General features: G+C 62.4%; 13 protein-coding genes, 2 tRNA genes, 1 other RNA gene and 2 pseudogenes. 12 read left to right on the top strand and 6 right to left on the bottom strand.

Annotated elements, in window-relative coordinates; genetic code table 11:
- The first annotated feature begins 11 nt into the window (after positions 1 to 11).
- Both AC06DS_RS02645 and AC06DS_RS02640 read left to right on the top strand, forming a co-directional pair.
- A complete protein-coding gene (locus tag AC06DS_RS02645; protein WP_477100919.1) occupies positions 12 to 1,196 on the top strand; it encodes a trypsin-like serine protease in 1,185 nt (394 codons plus the stop codon).
- A 596-nt stretch (positions 1,197 to 1,792) separates the two neighbouring features.
- Entirely contained in the window at positions 1,793 to 2,821 is a 1,029-nt protein-coding gene (locus AC06DS_RS02640; RefSeq protein ID WP_477100918.1) for a hypothetical protein, read from the top strand.
- A gap of 23 nt (positions 2,822 to 2,844) precedes the next feature.
- On the opposite strand, the gene AC06DS_RS02635 is transcribed toward AC06DS_RS02640, so the two are convergent.
- A complete protein-coding gene (locus AC06DS_RS02635) occupies positions 2,845 to 3,867 on the bottom strand; it encodes a prephenate dehydrogenase (RefSeq protein WP_434830100.1) in 1,023 nt (340 codons plus the stop codon).
- A gap of 40 nt (positions 3,868 to 3,907) precedes the next feature.
- Between AC06DS_RS02635 and AC06DS_RS02630 the strand changes: the two genes are divergently transcribed.
- From AC06DS_RS02630 to AC06DS_RS02600, 7 genes and pseudogenes are all read left to right on the top strand, one after another.
- Entirely contained in the window at positions 3,908 to 4,423 is a 516-nt protein-coding gene (locus AC06DS_RS02630) for a tRNA adenosine deaminase-associated protein (RefSeq protein ID WP_434830101.1), read from the top strand.
- A 141-nt stretch (positions 4,424 to 4,564) separates the two neighbouring features.
- Positions 4,565 to 4,993: a nucleoside deaminase gene (locus tag AC06DS_RS02625; RefSeq protein WP_434825111.1), complete on the top strand. Its 429-nt coding sequence runs from the start codon at positions 4,565 to 4,567 to the stop codon at positions 4,991 to 4,993.
- Between the two features lie 271 nt (positions 4,994 to 5,264).
- The gene (locus AC06DS_RS02620; protein ID WP_434830102.1) at positions 5,265 to 5,423 is read left to right on the top strand and encodes a hypothetical protein; all 159 of its coding nucleotides are present in this window, start codon (positions 5,265 to 5,267) and stop codon (positions 5,421 to 5,423) included.
- Between the two features lie 102 nt (positions 5,424 to 5,525).
- Positions 5,526 to 5,663, top strand: a pseudogene (locus tag AC06DS_RS02615) (ACR3 family arsenite efflux transporter); the annotation flags it as partial.
- A 6-nt stretch (positions 5,664 to 5,669) separates the two neighbouring features.
- Positions 5,670 to 5,831 (top strand): annotated as a pseudogene (locus tag AC06DS_RS02610) (arsenate-mycothiol transferase ArsC); the annotation flags it as partial.
- Between the two features lie 94 nt (positions 5,832 to 5,925).
- Positions 5,926 to 6,014 (top strand) — tRNA-Ser (locus tag AC06DS_RS02605).
- 233 nt (positions 6,015 to 6,247) lie between these two features.
- Complete coding sequence (locus AC06DS_RS02600) at positions 6,248 to 8,917, top strand: MMPL family transporter (RefSeq protein WP_477100917.1); 2,670 nt, start codon at positions 6,248 to 6,250, stop codon at positions 8,915 to 8,917.
- Positions 8,918 to 8,976: 59 nt separating this feature from the next.
- Here the strand turns inward: AC06DS_RS02600 and tgt are convergent, their stop codons facing one another.
- Entirely contained in the window at positions 8,977 to 10,437 is a 1,461-nt protein-coding gene (gene tgt / locus AC06DS_RS02595; RefSeq protein WP_477100916.1) for a tRNA guanosine(34) transglycosylase Tgt, read from the bottom strand.
- Between the two features lie 438 nt (positions 10,438 to 10,875).
- Positions 10,876 to 11,784 (bottom strand): hypothetical protein, encoded by a 909-nt coding sequence (locus tag AC06DS_RS02590; protein ID WP_477100915.1) that lies wholly within the window; start codon positions 11,782 to 11,784, stop codon positions 10,876 to 10,878.
- 296 nt (positions 11,785 to 12,080) lie between these two features.
- On the opposite strand from AC06DS_RS02590, the gene gluQRS reads away from it, so the two are divergent.
- Entirely contained in the window at positions 12,081 to 13,085 is a 1,005-nt protein-coding gene (gene gluQRS / locus AC06DS_RS02585) for a tRNA glutamyl-Q(34) synthetase GluQRS (RefSeq protein ID WP_477100914.1), read from the top strand.
- Here the strand turns inward: gluQRS and AC06DS_RS02580 are convergent.
- Both AC06DS_RS02580 and AC06DS_RS02575 read right to left on the bottom strand, forming a co-directional pair.
- Positions 13,082 to 13,927 carry a crotonase/enoyl-CoA hydratase family protein gene (locus AC06DS_RS02580; RefSeq protein WP_477100913.1) on the bottom strand — a complete coding sequence of 282 codons (846 nt, stop codon included), beginning with the start codon at positions 13,925 to 13,927 and terminating at the stop codon, positions 13,082 to 13,084. The genes gluQRS and AC06DS_RS02580 overlap by 4 nt on opposite strands.
- Positions 13,928 to 14,035: 108 nt before the next feature.
- A tRNA-Ser gene (locus tag AC06DS_RS02575) sits at positions 14,036 to 14,124 on the bottom strand.
- Between the two features lie 164 nt (positions 14,125 to 14,288).
- On the opposite strand from AC06DS_RS02575, the gene ffs reads away from it, so the two are divergent.
- Positions 14,289 to 14,383, top strand: an RNA gene (ffs, locus tag AC06DS_RS02570) — signal recognition particle sRNA small type.
- Positions 14,384 to 14,426: 43 nt separating this feature from the next.
- Here the strand turns inward: ffs and AC06DS_RS02565 are convergent.
- Positions 14,427 to 15,470, bottom strand: coding sequence for a magnesium and cobalt transport protein CorA (locus AC06DS_RS02565; protein WP_011274287.1), 1,044 nt, complete (start codon positions 15,468 to 15,470; stop codon positions 14,427 to 14,429).
- Positions 15,471 to 15,699: 229 nt separating this feature from the next.
- Between AC06DS_RS02565 and AC06DS_RS02560 the strand changes: the two genes are divergently transcribed.
- Positions 15,700 to 16,944: an aspartate aminotransferase type Ic gene (locus tag AC06DS_RS02560; RefSeq protein ID WP_477101219.1), complete on the top strand. Its 1,245-nt coding sequence runs from the start codon at positions 15,700 to 15,702 to the stop codon at positions 16,942 to 16,944.
- The last annotated feature ends 61 nt before the right edge of the window (positions 16,945 to 17,005 follow it).

The following is a 17,005-nucleotide window of genomic DNA, read 5'->3' as shown; positions in this document are numbered from 1 at the left end:
GAAGGACCAGCATGAAGAATTTTGTAACCAAGGGAGCTGCCGTAGCGGCAGTTGCTGCAACTTTGAGCGGCGCATGCATGGCGCCCGCCAGCGCAATGGAATTCGGCGAGCGCGCCGCGGACAACGCGGAATCGCGGGCCGTGGCCTCGCTGCGGATCGGGCGCGTAGGCAACTTCGGAGACTGCACCGGTACGCTCGTCGCCCGGCAATGGGTGCTGACGGCCCGCCACTGCCTGGAATCCGTCTCCAACGAGGGCACGCAGGCGCGCATCGGAGGTGCTGTGTATGACGCGGACTCGTGGTCGCTGTCTCCTGTTATGGACGCCGGGCTCTTGCACCTCACCCGGCCCGTCGAGGGAGTCGAGCCGGCGAAGTTGGCCGATAGTTCGCCAAAGAACGGCGACGAGGGGAACCTGTACGGCTGGAGTAGCAGCTCCCTGATGGCTCGCAAGGGTCAGCTGCCTGTGGCGCGAATGCGAGTGCGGGAGATTTTGACCGGGCCAGGCGCCTCCGGTTCGCCGGGCGGCAACGGAGGCGAAGGCGGTGCAGGTGGTGCCGCTGGAGTCGCTGGAGTCGCTGGATCGGATGGCAAGGTCGATGGCGGAGTTAAAGTGGCTCCGGGCGGCCCGGAGGTCCTCCACGGCGACAACTCCGAACTGATCCCCGGTGCACCTGCACCAGAGGCTTCCAAGAAGTCTGGCGCGAAGAAAGCCACTGAATCATCCAGCCCGGAGGGCGTGGAATCTGTTCCCGCAGACATTGCCATGGGTGGTGGGGCGATTCCCGCAGATGGAGCGGGTGGCGTCATGCCGAAGATCGCCGGGGGCATCCTTGAGGCAGAATCCCTCACGCGCGCAGCTATGCAAGGCGGCGACTCGGGAGCGCCATTCTTCGTCGGCGGGCGGCTCGCAGGCCTCGCAACCGCCGGTACCGCAAATGGTGACCCGGATCTGCCTTCGCCGACGGCGGCTATCACCACGCTGTCCGACGCCAAGTCCTGGATCGAGGACGTCACCAGCGGACGCGACACATCGAGCGTGCTGACAGCGGCCACTACCCCCACTCCGCCGAGAACCCCGCAGACCAGCGCCGATTACGTTGGGCGATATCTCGCGGGAGCACTGGCCGGGCTGGTGCTTACGGTGGCGATTGGCTGGTTTGGCCGACGGAAGGTGTCGGAGTTGCGTCAGGCCTGACCGGCGCCGGGCACTTGGCGCGTCTGACCGGCGCCTGGCGGGTCCCTGAAGTCCCTGGCTCGCGTCTGTAGCCCTCGCGGGACCGGGCCCCTGGCATCCCAGGGCGTCTCAGGTGCAAGGAGTCTTGGAGGGTAATGTCCCAAATTCCAGCTCTTAGAATATAACTATTCTGTTTTTGCAGGTCAGAGCGTTGCGTTTTTTTACTGCAAACCCGCTACTTTCAATAACTCGTAGATTTGGGACATTCAGGCTTTCACGACCGCGCCCGCTTGAGGGGTTTAAGCGTGGCGTCGTTGGAGACTAAGAGTATTGCTGCAGGGGGTTAAGAGTCTCTGCAATGGAAGTTGTACGGGGCGCAAGCATGGGGATTCCTGGCTAGACTGAACGCGATCGCTCTCGGTGGTGATTTGTCGCACAGTGGAAACGCTGCTCGGAAGCGTTGAGCGGCGGAACGCTGCGTGGTGAAGTGCTAGGCGGTGGAAACGTTGCTCGGAAGTGTTGCGCGGCTGAGCTGCTGTATGGCGGACGTGCCACGCGGCGGAGAATGCGCAGCCGAGACGGAAGAGTTCGAAGAGACTGCTGGTCAAGGAGGAAAAGTGGCGAGCAATGAACGCTCCGAAGAGAAGCCGCGGAGCGGAGGTGCCGGCGGCCGCGGTGCCAGCGGCGGACTCGTCGCGAGCCTCGGAGTGGGAGCCGCCGTCCTCGCCATCACGGTCGGTCTGGTAGTGGGGCTAAACGGCGGGGAAGGGGGCGTCGAGGAGAAGGGCGAAGAGAGCGCACCCGCCGCCAACACCGCCGCCGCGCCCGACAACGGCGGCAACGACAGCACTGACGGCGCAGACGCCACCCCGCCCACCGACGAGGAACAGCAGGCGAAGCTGGACAAGCTCGCCGCCGACATCGCCAAGAAGAACAATGTGCAGGTCGGCGTGGCAATCCTCGGTCAGGAAGGTCCGCTCCACGCGGGCACGCTCAACGCGGAGAGCGCCTGGTCGACCATTAAAGCCCCCATCGCAGGCGCCGTTGAAGAGAAACTGCGCTACGCCGAGGCTCACCACCAGCCCGCCCCGCGCGCGGCAATGGAAGCCGACATGGATGCGGCGATTCACTATTCGGATAATGACGCCGCCTTCCGCCTCTGGATGTACCTAGGCGACTGGTCCGACAGAACTGCCTCGCACAAAATCCAGGACTACCTCAAGCGCACGGGCGACCCGACCGCGCCGGGGAAGGAATACGACGAGGGGAAATACGTTGGATTCGGCGGGCTGACGTGGAAGCTGACGGATCAGGTGCGTTTCATGGATGGCTTCCGCTGTATGAACGGCTCCGACAAGGTGTTGGAGCGCATGGGGCACATCATCCCGGAGCACAGCTACGGCCTGTCGAAGATTAAGGGATCGCAGTTCAAGGGCGGCTGGGGGCCGGAGGACGACGGACGCTTTATATACCGCCAGCTGGGGCTGGTGCCCGGTAAGGACGGGGAAATGACGCCCGTTGCGATCATGGCGATCCCCAACGATGGCCTGGAGCCTACGTCGTGGGCAGGCGTGGATGCGCTGGCGAAAGGGCTGCCCGACCTGCTGGACGGCGCGCCCACCGCGAAGACGAAGGCGGACTGCTAGCTCGCGTAGCACTCCTGCGGTTGCTAGAAAATGCCGATCTGCGCGCCCATGGATTCCGCCGAACGCAGCTGATCTACCCACCCCGGCGCGCCCGGGCGCACGCGGATAATCGGACGGTTGGTGGCATCCCCCTTGTTGCGACCGGCCCGTGCCTCGAAGCGCCCGCGCGCTGCGTTGCCTTCCTCAGCCAGGGTTTTGAGGGAACTCTCTGGGTTGGCAATATCCTCGCGCGCGCCCTGCAGCAGCTCAATGGTCTGGTCCAGGGCATTGAGTACAGCGGGACGGTTGTTCTCCACCATCGCGCGGACTAGATCCGGCTCGGTGCCTGCCACGCGGGTGCCGTCGCGGAAACTCGACGCCGCCAGGCTCAGTGCCAGCGGGCCGCCAGTATCGCCTGCCACGGCCAGTGCCTCCGCCAGGATGTGCGGCAGGTGGCTCACGCGCCCGACGGCATCATCGTGCCTCCGCGCGATGGCGGGGACGACCGCCGCGCCAGCTTCCTCCGCCAGCCCGACCACGCGCACCCACGTGTCTAGCCAGCGCTTATCGTCCCGCGCGTTGTCGTACGTTACGACCCACACTGCCCCCTGGAAAAGTCCGTGCATAGTGGCCGCCCAGCCAGAGTTCGCCGTGCCCGCCATTGGATGCCCACCGACGAAACGGTCGGACATGCCCTTGGCCTCCACTAGGTCATGCACTTCCTGCTTCACACTGGTCACGTCAGTAAAGCCGCAGCTCGGGGCATGCTGAGATATGGCGTCAAGAAGGAAAGACAGCGCGGGCATCGGCACCCCAAGAATCAGCAGCGCATCGGCCTGTTCGGCGCGGCGCAGGGTGGCTTCCAGATCGCCCGAAACGTCGTAGCCGTCGCGACGCGCGCGGGAGACCGTTTTCTCCGATCGATTCCAACCGAACACGGGCCAGCCTGCTGTCTGCGCATCGCGCATCAGGGACCCGCCGATCAGGCCAAGCCCCAGGATGCACAGTGGTCGGCGATCCTCGGGGACGGTGCTAAGGCGGTAATCGGAAGAATTTTCGTGGCTCACGCTTCCCAGTGTTCCACAAAGCCGACTAGCGTTGGGGGACATGAGCACCGACAGCTTTGATAACGACGGCGACTTAACCTTCGCCGTTTCCGCCATCCGCGCCGACGGCCAATGGCACTTGCGTGAACTACCCACCCGAGCCACGGAAAACCTGCAGGATTTGGTCGAGGAGTTGCGCTCCTCGCGCGCGGAAGGGCCGGTCGTGGGACTGCTCTGCGTGGAGGATGACTGGTCCGCCGTGCTCCGCCCTGTGCCGGGTGGCGTGCGGATCTTACTTAGCGACGCCACCGCAGCGTTGGATTACGACATTGCCAGCGAGGTGCTGGATACGTTGGACATCGACGAGCCTTCGGAGGAGGAAGCCGACGCTTCCGACGAACCGTGGCCCGAGGGCGACTTCGACATGCTGGAGGATCTCGGAGCCAGCGAGCAGGTGATGTCCATTATCTTCTACGACGAGGATTTGTACGGGGCGGAGCAGGTGCTGCGCGTGGCCGACGAGTTGGGCTTCGCCGACGAGCTGGCGAACTTGGTTGGCGTGGAGCTGGAGTTTTAACAGGTGACGCGAAAGCGTGAAGCGGACGCTGCTGCAAGTGCCAGTGTGGATTCAGGGGGCGTAGATGCTGGGGTGGCGGCTTCAGGGGTCGTAGGCGCAGGGCTTCCGCGCCCCGAGCGGAGTGTGGACGCGGAGGCACGGATGCGCCGGGCTTTGGAGATCGCGGCGACCACACCCGCGGGGGATGTGCCCGTAGGCGCGGTGATCTTTGGGCCAGATGGCCGCGAACTAGGGCGGGGAGTGAACCGCCGCGAAGCGGATCGTGACCCGACCGCACACGCGGAGGTACTCGCCATCAAAGAAGCGGTGCAGCAGCTCGGAGACGCTTGGCGATTGGAAGGCTGCACCCTCGTCGTCACTTTGGAACCGTGCGCCATGTGCGCTGGAGCCCTGATGGGGGCGCGAATCGGCAACATTATTTTCGGAGCCTATGAGCCTCGCACAGGTGCATGCGGGAGTGTTTGGGATGTACCGCGGGAATCTCCACTGCATTGGGCGGACGTCCGCGGAGGCGTGCTGGCCGAAGAATGTGAGGAGTTGCTGCGGACGTTCTTCGCGGGCTTGCGGTAGACCGTTGGCGGTGGTTCCCCACGAGGCCTGGCGGACGGGCGGGGAAGGGGAGGACGAGGTGGCGTCCAGAACTTTTATAGAAAATTAACAACTGGTTCTGAACAGGTGTTTTTGGGGAGTTTGGTGGTTACCGAGCCCAGTGAAGCACCTCGACGGTGGCGAGAAACCGGAAGCGACCCTACTTTGGGTAGTGCGCTTCTGGTCGTACGAGTTGCGGCTAGGGCGCACAAATTAGAACTAAAATAGCTACCTCAAAAACAAGGAGAGATCAGTGGATCTGAACAAGGCAAAGGACCTGGCAGGCGAGCACCGCGACAAGATTCAGGACGGTGCTGACAAGGTTATCGACAGCAAGCTGGACGGCGACAAGGCTGACAAGGCTAAGGACGGCCTGAACAAGGGTCTGGACAAGGCTTTCGGCGAGAACTAAGTCTTCACGCCTTCAAGCGCTCCAAAGCGCTAAGCGGCAAGCTCGTTGCGAACTGGTGGAGGTTCGCAACGAGCTTTTTGCGTGCATAGATGCATAGGTACGCTGTTCATCGTAGGTCTCGCGCGCTGCATCGCCATGGTCTTGGTGTGGTCTGACCTGGCATGCGCCGACCGCGAGGCCACAGCCGTACTGGTGGCGATCAACTCCGTATTCCAGGTGGCCATGTTCGGTGTGCTGGGGAGCTAAGCGCAGCTGGACATGCCCGCTGATGCGCACGGTACCCTTGAGCGTTGGCGCACCGATGAACCTTCTACTCGCGGGATCGAGGGGGCTGAGAGGATGCGTTTGATTCGCGATGATATTGACGCCAGGATGCGTCAGCTCATTGAGGAAATGCTGAACGACTAGGGCTCCGGTTTCGGTATTTTTCGCATGTGGACAGGGGTTTTGTTGCGAAAATGTGGGGGTGTTACGCTAGTACGAGTCTGCAATTGTGGACTGGGGTGGCGTGTCCGAGCGGCCGAAGGTGCTCGCCTCGAAAGCGAGTGTTGTTAGTAGCAACCGAGGGTTCAAATCCCTCCGCCACCGCCAAAGTGCTGAACCGCGCGTTGCTGTTGGGATTTTCCCAGTGGCAGCGCGCGGTTTTCTTTTAGCTGTGGGGTGCTGCAGGTCTCGCCAGCCTGGTTGGAAACTTCTGCAACACGCGTAACATTGGTAACATTCCACCTGCGGATTTAGCTACGGTAGGATGTATATTTCGAGAACTATCTGCGAATGCTGCGCAGCTCAACTACACACCTCACAAGCCGGCGGAAGGTCAACCAGTGGCGAAAATCCTGTTTAACCTTGGGCGATGGTCCTACCTACACAAAAAGCGGGTGATCGCCGCCTGGCTACTGCTCCTCGTCGGCATCGCCGCAGCCGCCCTCGGGTTCCAAAAGGGCTTCAACGACGTTTTTGAAATCAAAGACGTCCCCTCCACACATGCCACCGAGATGCTGCAGGAGAAATTCCCAGGCACCAAGAACCCGGCTGAATCCACCGACGTCAACGTAGTCTTTGAAGCCCCCGACGGGAAGAAACTCGAAGACCCAGAGCTGATGGCGGCGATGGATGAGACTGTGGCGTCGCTAAAGAACAACGTGCCCGATTTCAAAGAGGGCATGCAGTTCGGCAACCCCGTAACCCTCAACAAGAAGCTCGGCACGATGCTGGTCGAGCAGATGACGAAGCAAGGGCTGCCCGAAGCTACCGCGAAGTCCGACGCCGAGAATCTGCGGATGTACTCCGCCGACGGGCGCTACGGCACGATGTCTTTCAGCTTCGATGTGCCCCTGCCTGCCGACGTGACCAAAGAAGACCGCCAGGCGGTGTACGACGCTATCCAGGTCTCGCGCGACGCGGGCATGACCGTGGAGGTCGGCGGCCCCGGCTTCGGCGATCCGATCGCTGTCGAACCGATCTCCGAGATCGCGGGCGTGGTGGTCGCGCTCGTTATTCTGGCCTTTACATTTGGCTCGCTGCTGGCGGCGGGATTGCCGCTGATTACCGCGATTGTGGGTGTGGGTATCGGCGCACTCGTGACGGTGGGGGCGACGGCATTCCTGCCGTTGAACTCCATCACCCCGACGTTGGGCCTGATGATTGGCCTGGCCGTTGGCATCGACTACGCGCTGTTCATCATGTCGCGCTACCGCGACGAACTGCGGCAGGGGCGCTCGCGCCCGGATGCGATTGGCTTGGCTGCAGGCACCGCGGGCTCGGCAGTAGTGTTCGCCGGGCTGACCGTGACCGTCGCGCTGCTGGGCCTGCGCCTGGCGAACATCCCATTCCTGTCGTACATGGGATACTTTGCGGCCGTTAGCGTGGTTGTCGCCGTGGTCGTGGCGCTGACGTTCCTGCCTGCTGTGCTTGGTGCGTGCGGCTCGCGGGTCTTTCGTAAGGACGCCACGTTCGGGTCACGGTACGCCTCCGCCCTCGCGGGGGAGGATGCGGCGCACGGGTATTTCACCGGTGGTCCGGCGGGGCTGGGCAACCGAAGCGGGCGTGCTGTACGCGCTGATGCAGAGGGCGACGGGGCTGGCGCAACCGCGGCGGCTACGGCGCGCGCGGTCCGCGGCGAGCACCAGCGCGTGGACGACAGTAAGCGCAAGCACGGCTTGGCGAGCCGGTGGATCAGGATGGTGTACAACTTCCCTGGCATTTCCATTGCAGTGGTCATGCTGGCATTGGCAGCGCTGACCCTGCCCGCGCTGAATTTGCAGCTTTCGCTGCCGAATGACAAGACGTCCAACGTGGACTCCACCCAGCGCAAGGCCGCCGAGATGACAGAGGCCGGCTTTGGGCCAGGGCGCAACGCCCCGTTCCTGGTGGTGGTCAACGGTGAGAACGCAAAACCGGATTCGCCCGCACTTGCCACCTACATCACCGGCCAGGCGGACATGCAGGCCAACAAGCCGGCTGAGGGCGAGGCTGGGCAGGGCGAGGCAAGTCAGAGCACGCCTGAACAGGGCGACGCCGGGCAGGGCGCCGGCGACTTGCGCAAGGCCGCCGCGCAGGCGTCATTCATGTACACGATGGAGAACCTCGGCAGCAACATCCATGTGAAGCATGCACAGCTGATCGGCCAGAGTGAAGACGGGCTGACCGCGCAACTGCTGATCACGCCCGAGGGTGGGCCGACCGACGAAGGCACCGCCGCATTGATCCACGCGTTGCGCAGCCAACAGAGCGTGATCGAGAACGAAACCGGCGTGGACATGGGCATCACCGGCCTGATCCCCATTCAGCAGGACGTTACGACACAACTTTCAAACGCCATGCCGGTGTACTTGGCGCTGGTCGTCGGCTTGGCGCTGGTTCTGCTGCTGATGATTTTCCGCAGCATCACCGTGCCGATCATGGCCGCACTCGGATTCCTACTCTCCGTCGGTGGTGCCTTCGGCCTGACCGTGCTGGTGTGGCAGGAAGGCTGGGGCGGCCTGTGGGACTCGCCGGGGCCGCTGATCAGCTTTATGCCGATCTTCCTCATTGGCGTGACATTCGGGCTGGCGATGGATTACCAGGTGTTTATCGTTTCGCGTATGCGAGAACGCTTCAAGCACGAATCCTTCGAGGCTGCTAAGAGCTCCAAGTACACACCCGTGGAAGACTCCGTGATCTTCGGATTCGGCATGGGCGCGAAGGTCGTGACGGTGGCGGCGCTCATCATGATCGGCGTATTCGCCAGCTTCATTTTCCAGCCACTGCCGTTCGTGCAGATCTTCGGCTTCGCACTGGGCGCGGCCGTGCTATTCGATGCATTCCTGGTGCGCATGACATTCATCCCCGCCATGATGATGCTGCTCGGCAAAGCCACCTGGTACATGCCCAAGTGGCTGGACCGCGTGCTGCCGACCTTTGACATTGAAGGCTCGCAGCTGGAGCGGGACTTCCGCTCCGGCGCCATCCAGCGCTTCGACAACGAAGGCCGGACGCTGGAGCGCGTGCGCTAGCGCGCAGGCGCGCGACATGCATGCCCGCGCCTGCCCGCCGACCATCCGGCCTGCCCGCGCTAGTGCTGACCCAGGCGCTCCTGCCAGGTTGGGCCGTAGTAGCGAGACATGAATTCCTCCCGGAACTCATAGAAACGCCCCTGCTCCATGGACTCGCGGATCCGGTCCACCAGCCCCACCATAAAGTGCAGATTATGCAGCGTGCACAGCGTGCCAGCGAGGAATTCCTTCGCCTTTAGCAGGTGGTGAATGTACGCGCGCGAATAATTCTCCGAGACGTAGCCGCCTACTTCGGCGTCAATAGGAGAAAAATCCCTCTTGAACCGAGCGCCCATAAGATTCAGGCGACCGTCGAGCGTGTACACGCCACCGCGGCGGCCCAGGCGGGTGGGCGCGACGCAATCGAACGTGTCGGCGCCGGCCTCGATCGCGGTGAACAGGTCGTCCGGCTCCGATATGCCCAGCAGGTGGCGGGGCTTATCCTCCGGGAGTTCCTCGGCGACCCAGCGGACGATAGTGCCGAGGTTTTCCTTCTCCAGCGCGCCGCCGATGCCGAAGCCGCCGAACCCGCGGTTGCCCTGAGCCTCCGCTTCGCGGGAGAGCTCCACCAGGCCGCGTGCTGCCTGCCGCCGCAGATCCTCGTACTGTGCGCCCTGCACCACGCCCCATAGGGACTGCAGTGGCCGGTGTTGGCGAATGTCCGTCAGACGCTGGTGTTCCGCCAGGCAGCGGCGGGCCCAGCGGTGCGTGCGGGCGACGGATTCCTCCTGGTAGGAGCGTGTATTCACCAGGGTGGTCAGCTCGTCGAAGGCGAACATGATGTCCGCGCCCAGCTGGTGCTGGATCTGCATCGACACCTCCGGCGTGAAGCGGTGCTTGCTGCCGTCGATGACGCTGCGGAAATCCACGCCGTCCTCGTCGACCACGGCCATGCGCTTCTTCTGCTGCTGGATGATGTCTGCCTCGCTGCGGCCTTTTGTGTCCATGGCCAGGACTTTTTTGTAGCCCACGCCGAGGCTCATGACCTGGAAGCCGCCGGAGTCCGTGTACGTCGGCCCGTGCCAGTTCTCGAATTCCGCGAGCCCGCCGCCTTCGTCCACGATGTCTGGCCCCGGCTGCAGATATAGGTGGTACGCGTTCGAAAGCATGGCCTGCGCGCCCGTCGATCGCACCTGCTCGGGTGTGAGGGTCTTCACCGTTGCTTTTGTCGCCACCGGGATGAACGCGGGGGTGCGGATCGTTCCATGCGGTGTTTCTATGACGCCCGTACGCCCCAGCGGTCCCGCTTCTCCCTTTTCGCGGGAGGGGCCGTGGGCTGCGGCCTCTGCGGTTGTGTCGTCGCTGGTGCTTGCGCCCCCGGTTGCGGTTCTGCGGGTTGTGCGCGTGCTGGCGCCTTGCGCGCCGGGGCTGTCAGCCAAGCGAGTGCATACCTTAAAAGACAGGTCCGCTGCAGCACTTTGGAGTCCCTGACCTGCGCGAACGTCATCGTCTGCGCCGGTGTTTTCCTGATCATCGGTCATGGCACCCCAGTTTATCGTCCGCTTCGCTGTTTCCACTTTCCGCGCTGCCGATTCCCCGCCGTCCCCAACCTCGGCGCTCTCATTCTCCGTCCTCGCGCCACTCACCCCGCCGTTTCTTGCTTCCTTTCGCGGGTGCCCCCTCGAAAGCCGTCACATCAACCCCATCGGTCACACGTCGCGCAGCTGCTGGCTCGGGCTAAAGTGCGGATGTCCAAAATCTACGAGTTATTGAAAGTAGCGAGTGTGCAGCACAAAATTGCGACGCTCTGACCTGTGCAAATAGATTAGTTATATTTTAAGACGTGGAATTCTGGACATTCCGCGTCGTGAGTGTCGGAAAATGTGCAAAACCTCCCCTGCTCGCCTGGCTGATCGGCGCGCCCCTGCCCCTGCCGGCGCATCAAAAATCGCTTAAACGGGCTGAGAATCGCTTAGCCGTCACGGGGCTTCCCACGCTGGCACGCCTCCCCGGTAGTTGGCGACGGGAAACTCGAGCCCATGCTGCGTCATCTGCCTGTGGATCCTGCATATGTCTGCCACGGCAGTGCCGTCGCGGAAGTTATCGCGGTCCACTCGGTAAATTCGCAGCCCCAGATTCTGCAGTTTGCGCTCGCGTGCGCGCTCGCTGATGATTTGCCGCGCTGCGAACACCTCTTCGTTGACCATCCCGCCAGGCAGGCCACCGGACAGGCCGCTGGACATCCTGCCGGACAGGCCACCGGACAGGCCGCCGGCCTGACCGGGTTGGTACTTGCTCTGACCGTCGTATTCGATCACCAGCCCGCACGGGTAGAAAAAGTCCACCCGACCTGCGAAGTAGCCCTCGTAGTGCAGCTCCACTTGTTGCATAGGCGCAGGTAGTCCGGCCTCCCAGAGCTTCACCTTCAGCGCGGATTCCCGTGGACTCTCGGACGCGCCATTGATCAGCCGAAGCGCTTCCCTCGCCTTCGCAATCCCCCGGAGTCTCCGCAGTCCGTTTGCGTCGGCGCGCAATTCCGCTATGAACTCCGGAGTTCCCAGTCCGCCCATTGCGGCTCGGGCTGCGAACTCTGCGGCCACGACTGCGTCTGCCACACTGTGCCACCGAGCGAGATCGATGATCGTATCGTTAACGCCGGTGAGCCGCACCTCCCGCAATCCGTTCGAGGTTTCTATTTGCAGCGTTTCAGCACGTTTGGCGGCGGTCGCGTGCAATGGCCGTGGGGTTCGGAGCTGCAATTTCGCGGTTGTCCCTTCCGGCGGATGGAAGCCGATTTCCGCGTTGGGGTCAGCCCGCCTGGCGATCGGCAGCCCCCACATCAACGCTGCGGACTGTCCGCAGAGGATCCCGTTCGTGCAGCTCAGCACATGTGCAATCCCGTGTAGTCGCAGTTTATCGTCGCGCGACAGTGCCTCCCATCGCGCGCGCTCGGCGTAGATCCCCGGCGCAATCTTGTAGTACCGCTGCCCGCGCCCAAGCCCACGCCGCGCACCGGGCGGGAGTCTCTTCCCCTCTATAAGCAGCGTTGTGGTTTTTGCTTTGTGACGCCCCCACGTCTCCAAACCCACATTCCCCCTAAAGGTCTGAACCATCCCCCTTTGGCTTAAAAGTATGACAGATCTACGGGTAGCCTTGCCAGGGAAGCGGAACAGGAGGCGTTGGCATGGAGGATCTGATGTGGCGAGGGGCGGGGCGGTACGCGCCCAGCCCCTCTGGGGATCTGCATTTGGGGAATTTTCGGACTGCTGTGCTGGCGTGGATGTTCGCGAAGCATGAAGGCCGTGAGTTTCGGATGCGCGTTGACGATATTGATGCTCAGAGGTCCTCTGAAGCCGCTGCGCATCAGCAACTACTGGACCTTTCCACTATGGGGATCACTTACGATGGGGAAATTCGGCGTCAACAAGAAACCTGGTCGGAGTACGAAAAAGCGTTAAACGATCTGCGCGAACAAGGGCTCGTGTACGAGTGCTATTGCTCGCGGAAGGACATCGCGGAGGCCGTTCGTGCGCCGCACGCCGCGCCGGGGGCATACCCGGGAACGTGTCGAAACTTAGGCGAGTCGGCGCGGGCGGAGAAGCGCGAGGAGCTGGCGGAGCGGGGGCGCGTACCGGCACTGAGATTGCGCGCGGGCGTTGGAGAATGGGAAGTCCGCGAAAGCTTTGCTGCAGGCCGGCGTGGGGGCGGAGCGTACCGCGGGGTGGTGGATGACATGGTGCTGCGGCGCGGTGGAAACGCTCCCAAGGGCGCGGGCAACGCCGGCGCTGTCGGCCACGAGGCGGTGAACCGGGATTACGCCTACAACCTGGCAGTCGTCGTCGATGATGCGCTGGCCGGGGTGGGGCAGGTTGTGCGCGGGGATGACCTGCTGAGCTCCGCCCCTCGGCAGGCGTACCTTGCGCACCTGTTGGGACTTCCACCTGTGGAGTATGTACACGTTCCGCTGGTGATGGGACCCGACGGGAAGCGTTTGGCGAAGCGGGACGGGGCCGTCACGCTTCGGGACTTCCCCGGCGGGGCGGAAGGGATGCTGCAGTGGATCGCGGAATCGCTGGGTCCGGCAGTGGATATCCGCGCGGCCGGAGGGGTGCAACCCGCCGAGCTGCTGGCGACCTTCGAGCCGGAGCAGCTGCCCCGCGAGCCAGTCACCTGGGCACCTGTGGATTAGCGCACCGCGCGGGGGCGGAACTTCGGCGGGACCTTCTTCTGCGCAGCCTTCCGCGCTATAGCCGCATTTTTGCCGACCAGCAGCCGTGCCTGGCGCAACCGCTCCTTGGCGAAGGTACGCCGCGGCCCAAGTTCCCACGTCTCGTCGACCAGCTTCTTCGCCAAGGCCACCGAATCCGGCGAGCGCTCGATGATCTTTCGCGCTAGTTCTTCTGCTGCTGCCAGCGGATCCTCGGCCACCTCGGCCAGGCCTAGCTCCGCGGCGCGTTCCCCGGAGAAGGTCTCCCCGGTCATGGCCAGCTTTTTCACCACGTCAACCGGCAGCAATTGCTTGAGGGACATGATCCCCGACATGTCCGGCACCAGGCCCCATTTCGCTTCCAACACGGACCAGTGGGCGTCATTGCTAGTAAACCTAAAGTCCGCACCAAGAGCGATCTGGACACCACCGCCGAAACAGTAGCCCTCTACCGCGGCAATCACCGGAAACGGCAGACGACGCCACGCCCACGGCGCTTCCTGGAAAGTGTTGGTGCCGCGCAGGGGACGCGGGATGAAATGCGAAAGCATACGGGGTGGGCTTTTCAGGGTATCCGCGAAGTCCAGACCGGAAGAGAAATTGCCGTCTGTGCCGGAGAGGATGACGGCGCGGACGGAGCGGTCGCGGCGCAGCGTGTGAGCGGTATCGATGAGCTGCTGGAGCAGGTCGATCGTCAGAGAGTTCAGCTTGTTGGGCCGGTTCAGGCGGACGTGAACGAGGCCGGGAATGGACTCGGAGTATTCCGTGGTGACGAGAGGGGCAGTGGTGGGGGGAGTGCTCGTCGGCGTGCTCGGTGCGTTCATGCATTCCAAACTAGGGCACGGGAAGGGGAGTGCGGGCGGGATTGGTGAATCAGTGAGAATGCGAAAACCGGCGCCCCGAAATCAAAGTTTCGGGGCGCCGGTTTCAAATGGCGGAGGATGTGGGATTTGAACCCACGAGGGATGTGACTCCCGCACGCGTTCCAGGCGTGTGACATAGGCCGCTAGTCGAATCCTCCATGGCGAACGGCAGAGCAAAAAGCAATGGCTCTGGCGTACTCGTGACAGGTTACACAACGCGGCCTGTGGTTTCCAAATCGGGTGCTGGCGGCTGGAAAGTGGGCGTCAATAGGGAAGAAGGGCAGGCCTTTGGAACAACGAGCGCACGTGCGTTACTATGGGCAACGGATTCCGCGCGGCGTGTATCTTGTGAACTCCCCCAGGGCAGGAATGCAGCAAGGGTCAACGAGCTCTGACGGGTGCGCGGGGTCCCCTTTTTTATCTATTACCGGGGGACGGGACTTGGGGTTCGGGAGCTGGACTATAGCCAGTTGTTGTGCTTAAACCACCACCACATCAACGCGACTACGCCAACCATCGCCGCTAAGCAGACGTAGTACGCGTAGTGCCACTGCAGCTCAGGCATGTTTTCGAAGTTCATGCCGTACACACCCGCAATCATTGTCGGGGCGGCGGCCATACCGACGACCGCGGAAATCGTGCGCATATCTTGGTTTTGACGCAAGGAAATGATCGCCGAACCCGCCTGAATAAGGGAGGACAGGCGCTCGTCGAAGGAATCGATCTTGTCCTTTGCCAACATGGCGTGATCCAGCACATCGCGGAAGAAAGCCCGAATCTGCTTGGACGTGAGGTCCTTATGATTTTGAATCAACGCGCGCAGGGCGGGGATCAGTGGGTCGATAGCATGCCGCATTTCCAAGATCTCGCGCTTGAGGGTGTAGATGTTCTCGATGTCGAACTCGTCCCGGAGGGTGAAGACCTCCTCTTCGAGATCATCGACCCGGGTTTCGAGCTGTTCGGCGATGCGTGTGTACTCGTCGACTAGATAATCCGAGATAGCCCACGCAATAGAGAGCGGCCCTTTGCTGCGTAGCTCCGGAGCCTGGTGGAGCCGCATCTCAGGGTTGGGGAGATCCGTGCCGTGGGAAATGACGATGATGAACTTCCGGCCAATGACCATCTGCACTTCGCCGGTTTGAATGATGTCGCGCCGGTCGATGATGTCCTGGTTATCCGCATATTGGACGGAGCGGATGACAGAAAACAGCTGATCCTCGTAGCGCTCCACCTTTGCACGCTGGTGGGCATTGACGGCATCTTCAACAATCAGTTCGTCGACGCCATAGCGCTGGGCGACACGCAGCATCTGTTCCTCGGAGGGCTCCTCCAGGGTCACCATGACAAAGTCCTGACTGGTGCCATCCGACAGCTCCTCGATGTCCTTGAGAGCCGTGATGTAGTTGGCCTGACCTGGGTACTGCTTGCCCTGTACATAAAGGCGACACTCGCGGATAGCTCGTTCGACGGGGACCCGGATCCGGTTTGGTTCGTGCTTTGCCATGGTGAGTCCTTTCCAACTAAACCCGGTGGTTCGCGCGGTGCTACACCGCTGCTTGTCCCTCGCAGCCTGTCGATATCCTAACCGTCAGCCCGTAGCACTGCAGATGTGGGTGCCGGTGCGCTGTCCGAGGGTTCAGTTAGACTTGCACACAAAGCTAAATCCAGTACGCCACAAGCGGGAGAGACATTTTATGAACATCGATAACGTCAACACCGACCTCCTCCTCAGCATGAAAGAGGATGTGCGCCAGGCTTACGAAGAACTACATTCTAAGGGCTTGAACCTGGATCTCACGCGCGGCAAGCCGTCGGCGGAGCAGCTCGATTTCTCGGTTGATCTGCTGAGCCTGCCGGGGGAGAACTTCACCTCCCCTTCGGGATTGGATGTACGCAACTACGGCGGTGGCGTAGGACTGACCGAGATTCGCGAGCTGTGGGCCGATGTGCTGGGCCTGCCGGTGGAGAACGTCATCGCTGGCGATTCCTCCAGCCTGAACATCATGTTCGACCTCATCAGTTGGGCATACGCCTTCGGCACAAACGATTCCGAGCGTCCATGGTCTGCGGAAGAAAAGCTCAAGTGGATTTGCCCTGTACCGGGCTACGACCGCCACCATTCCATTACGGAACTATTCGGCTTTGAGATGGTTACCGTCGATATGACAGACGAAGGCCCCGACATGGATCAGGTACGCGAGCTGGCGAAGGATCCGGCGGTCAAGGGCATGTGGGCCGTGCCGATGTTCGCCAACCCGACTGGTGTGACCTACTCCCAGCAGACTGCAGAGGCCCTGGCTGCAATGGAAACCGGTGCGCCGGATTTCCGCATCGTGTGGGACAACGCCTACGCAGTCCACACCCTGACCGACGAGTTCCCAGAGATCATCAACATCCTCGACGTAGCCGAGAAGGCGGGCAACCCGAACCGCTTCTGGGCTATGTCTTCCACCTCCAAGATCACTCTCGCGGGCTCTGGCCTGGCCTTCTTTGCTTCCTCCACGGAAAACCTGGAGTGGTACAAGAAGATCGCGAACGTGCGCGGTATCGGGCCGAACAAGGTCAACCAGCTTGCCCACCTACAGTTCCTGAAGGATGCCGAGGGCGTACGCGACCTCATGCGCAAGCACGCAGGCTCGCTGGGGCCGAAATTCACCCGTGTGGTGGAGATCCTGGAGCGCCGCCTGGGCGAGGCCAATGTTGCCGAGTGGACCGTGCCGGAGGGTGGCTACTTCATTTCTGTGAACCTGCTAGATGGCACCGCTTCTCGGGTGGTGGAGCTGGCTAAGAAGGCCGGCGTGGCCCTCACCGCAGCGGGCTCTACATACCCGCTGAAGCAGGATCCCAACGACCGCAATCTGCGCCTGGCTCCCTCCATGCCGACGATCGAGCAACTGGAGGTTGCCATGGATGGTTTCGCCACCTGTGTGCTGTACGCCGCCATTGAGATGGTCGAGCACGCCGCCGGGCAGCGCTAGATCCCACTGGAACCAACCAAGGGTTAGCCCCACAGTGAGCGCCATTAAGCAGGAGGATCGC

This window comes from Corynebacterium sp. TUM25015, assembly GCF_056393505.1.
The sequence above is the reverse complement of the archived record's forward strand: the minus strand, read 5'-3'. Positions and strand labels throughout refer to the sequence as shown.

What these genes read in the sequence shown, in the direction of transcription:
- AC06DS_RS02645 (WP_477100919.1), top strand. Translation starts at nt 12, where the DNA reads ATGAAGAATTTTGTAACCAAGGGAGCTGCCGTAGCGGCAGTTGCTGCA.
- AC06DS_RS02630 (WP_434830101.1), top strand. Translation starts at nt 3,908, where the DNA reads ATGAGCACCGACAGCTTTGATAACGACGGCGACTTAACCTTCGCCGTT.
- AC06DS_RS02625 (WP_434825111.1), top strand. Translation starts at nt 4,565, where the DNA reads ATGCGCCGGGCTTTGGAGATCGCGGCGACCACACCCGCGGGGGATGTG.
- tgt (WP_477100916.1), bottom strand. Translation starts at nt 10,437, where the DNA reads ATGACCGATGATCAGGAAAACACCGGCGCAGACGATGACGTTCGCGCA.
- gluQRS (WP_477100914.1), top strand. Translation starts at nt 12,081, where the DNA reads ATGGAGGATCTGATGTGGCGAGGGGCGGGGCGGTACGCGCCCAGCCCC.
- AC06DS_RS02580 (WP_477100913.1), bottom strand. Translation starts at nt 13,927, where the DNA reads ATGAACGCACCGAGCACGCCGACGAGCACTCCCCCCACCACTGCCCCT.
- AC06DS_RS02565 (WP_011274287.1), bottom strand. Translation starts at nt 15,470, where the DNA reads ATGGCAAAGCACGAACCAAACCGGATCCGGGTCCCCGTCGAACGAGCT.
- AC06DS_RS02560 (WP_477101219.1), top strand. Translation starts at nt 15,700, where the DNA reads ATGAAAGAGGATGTGCGCCAGGCTTACGAAGAACTACATTCTAAGGGC.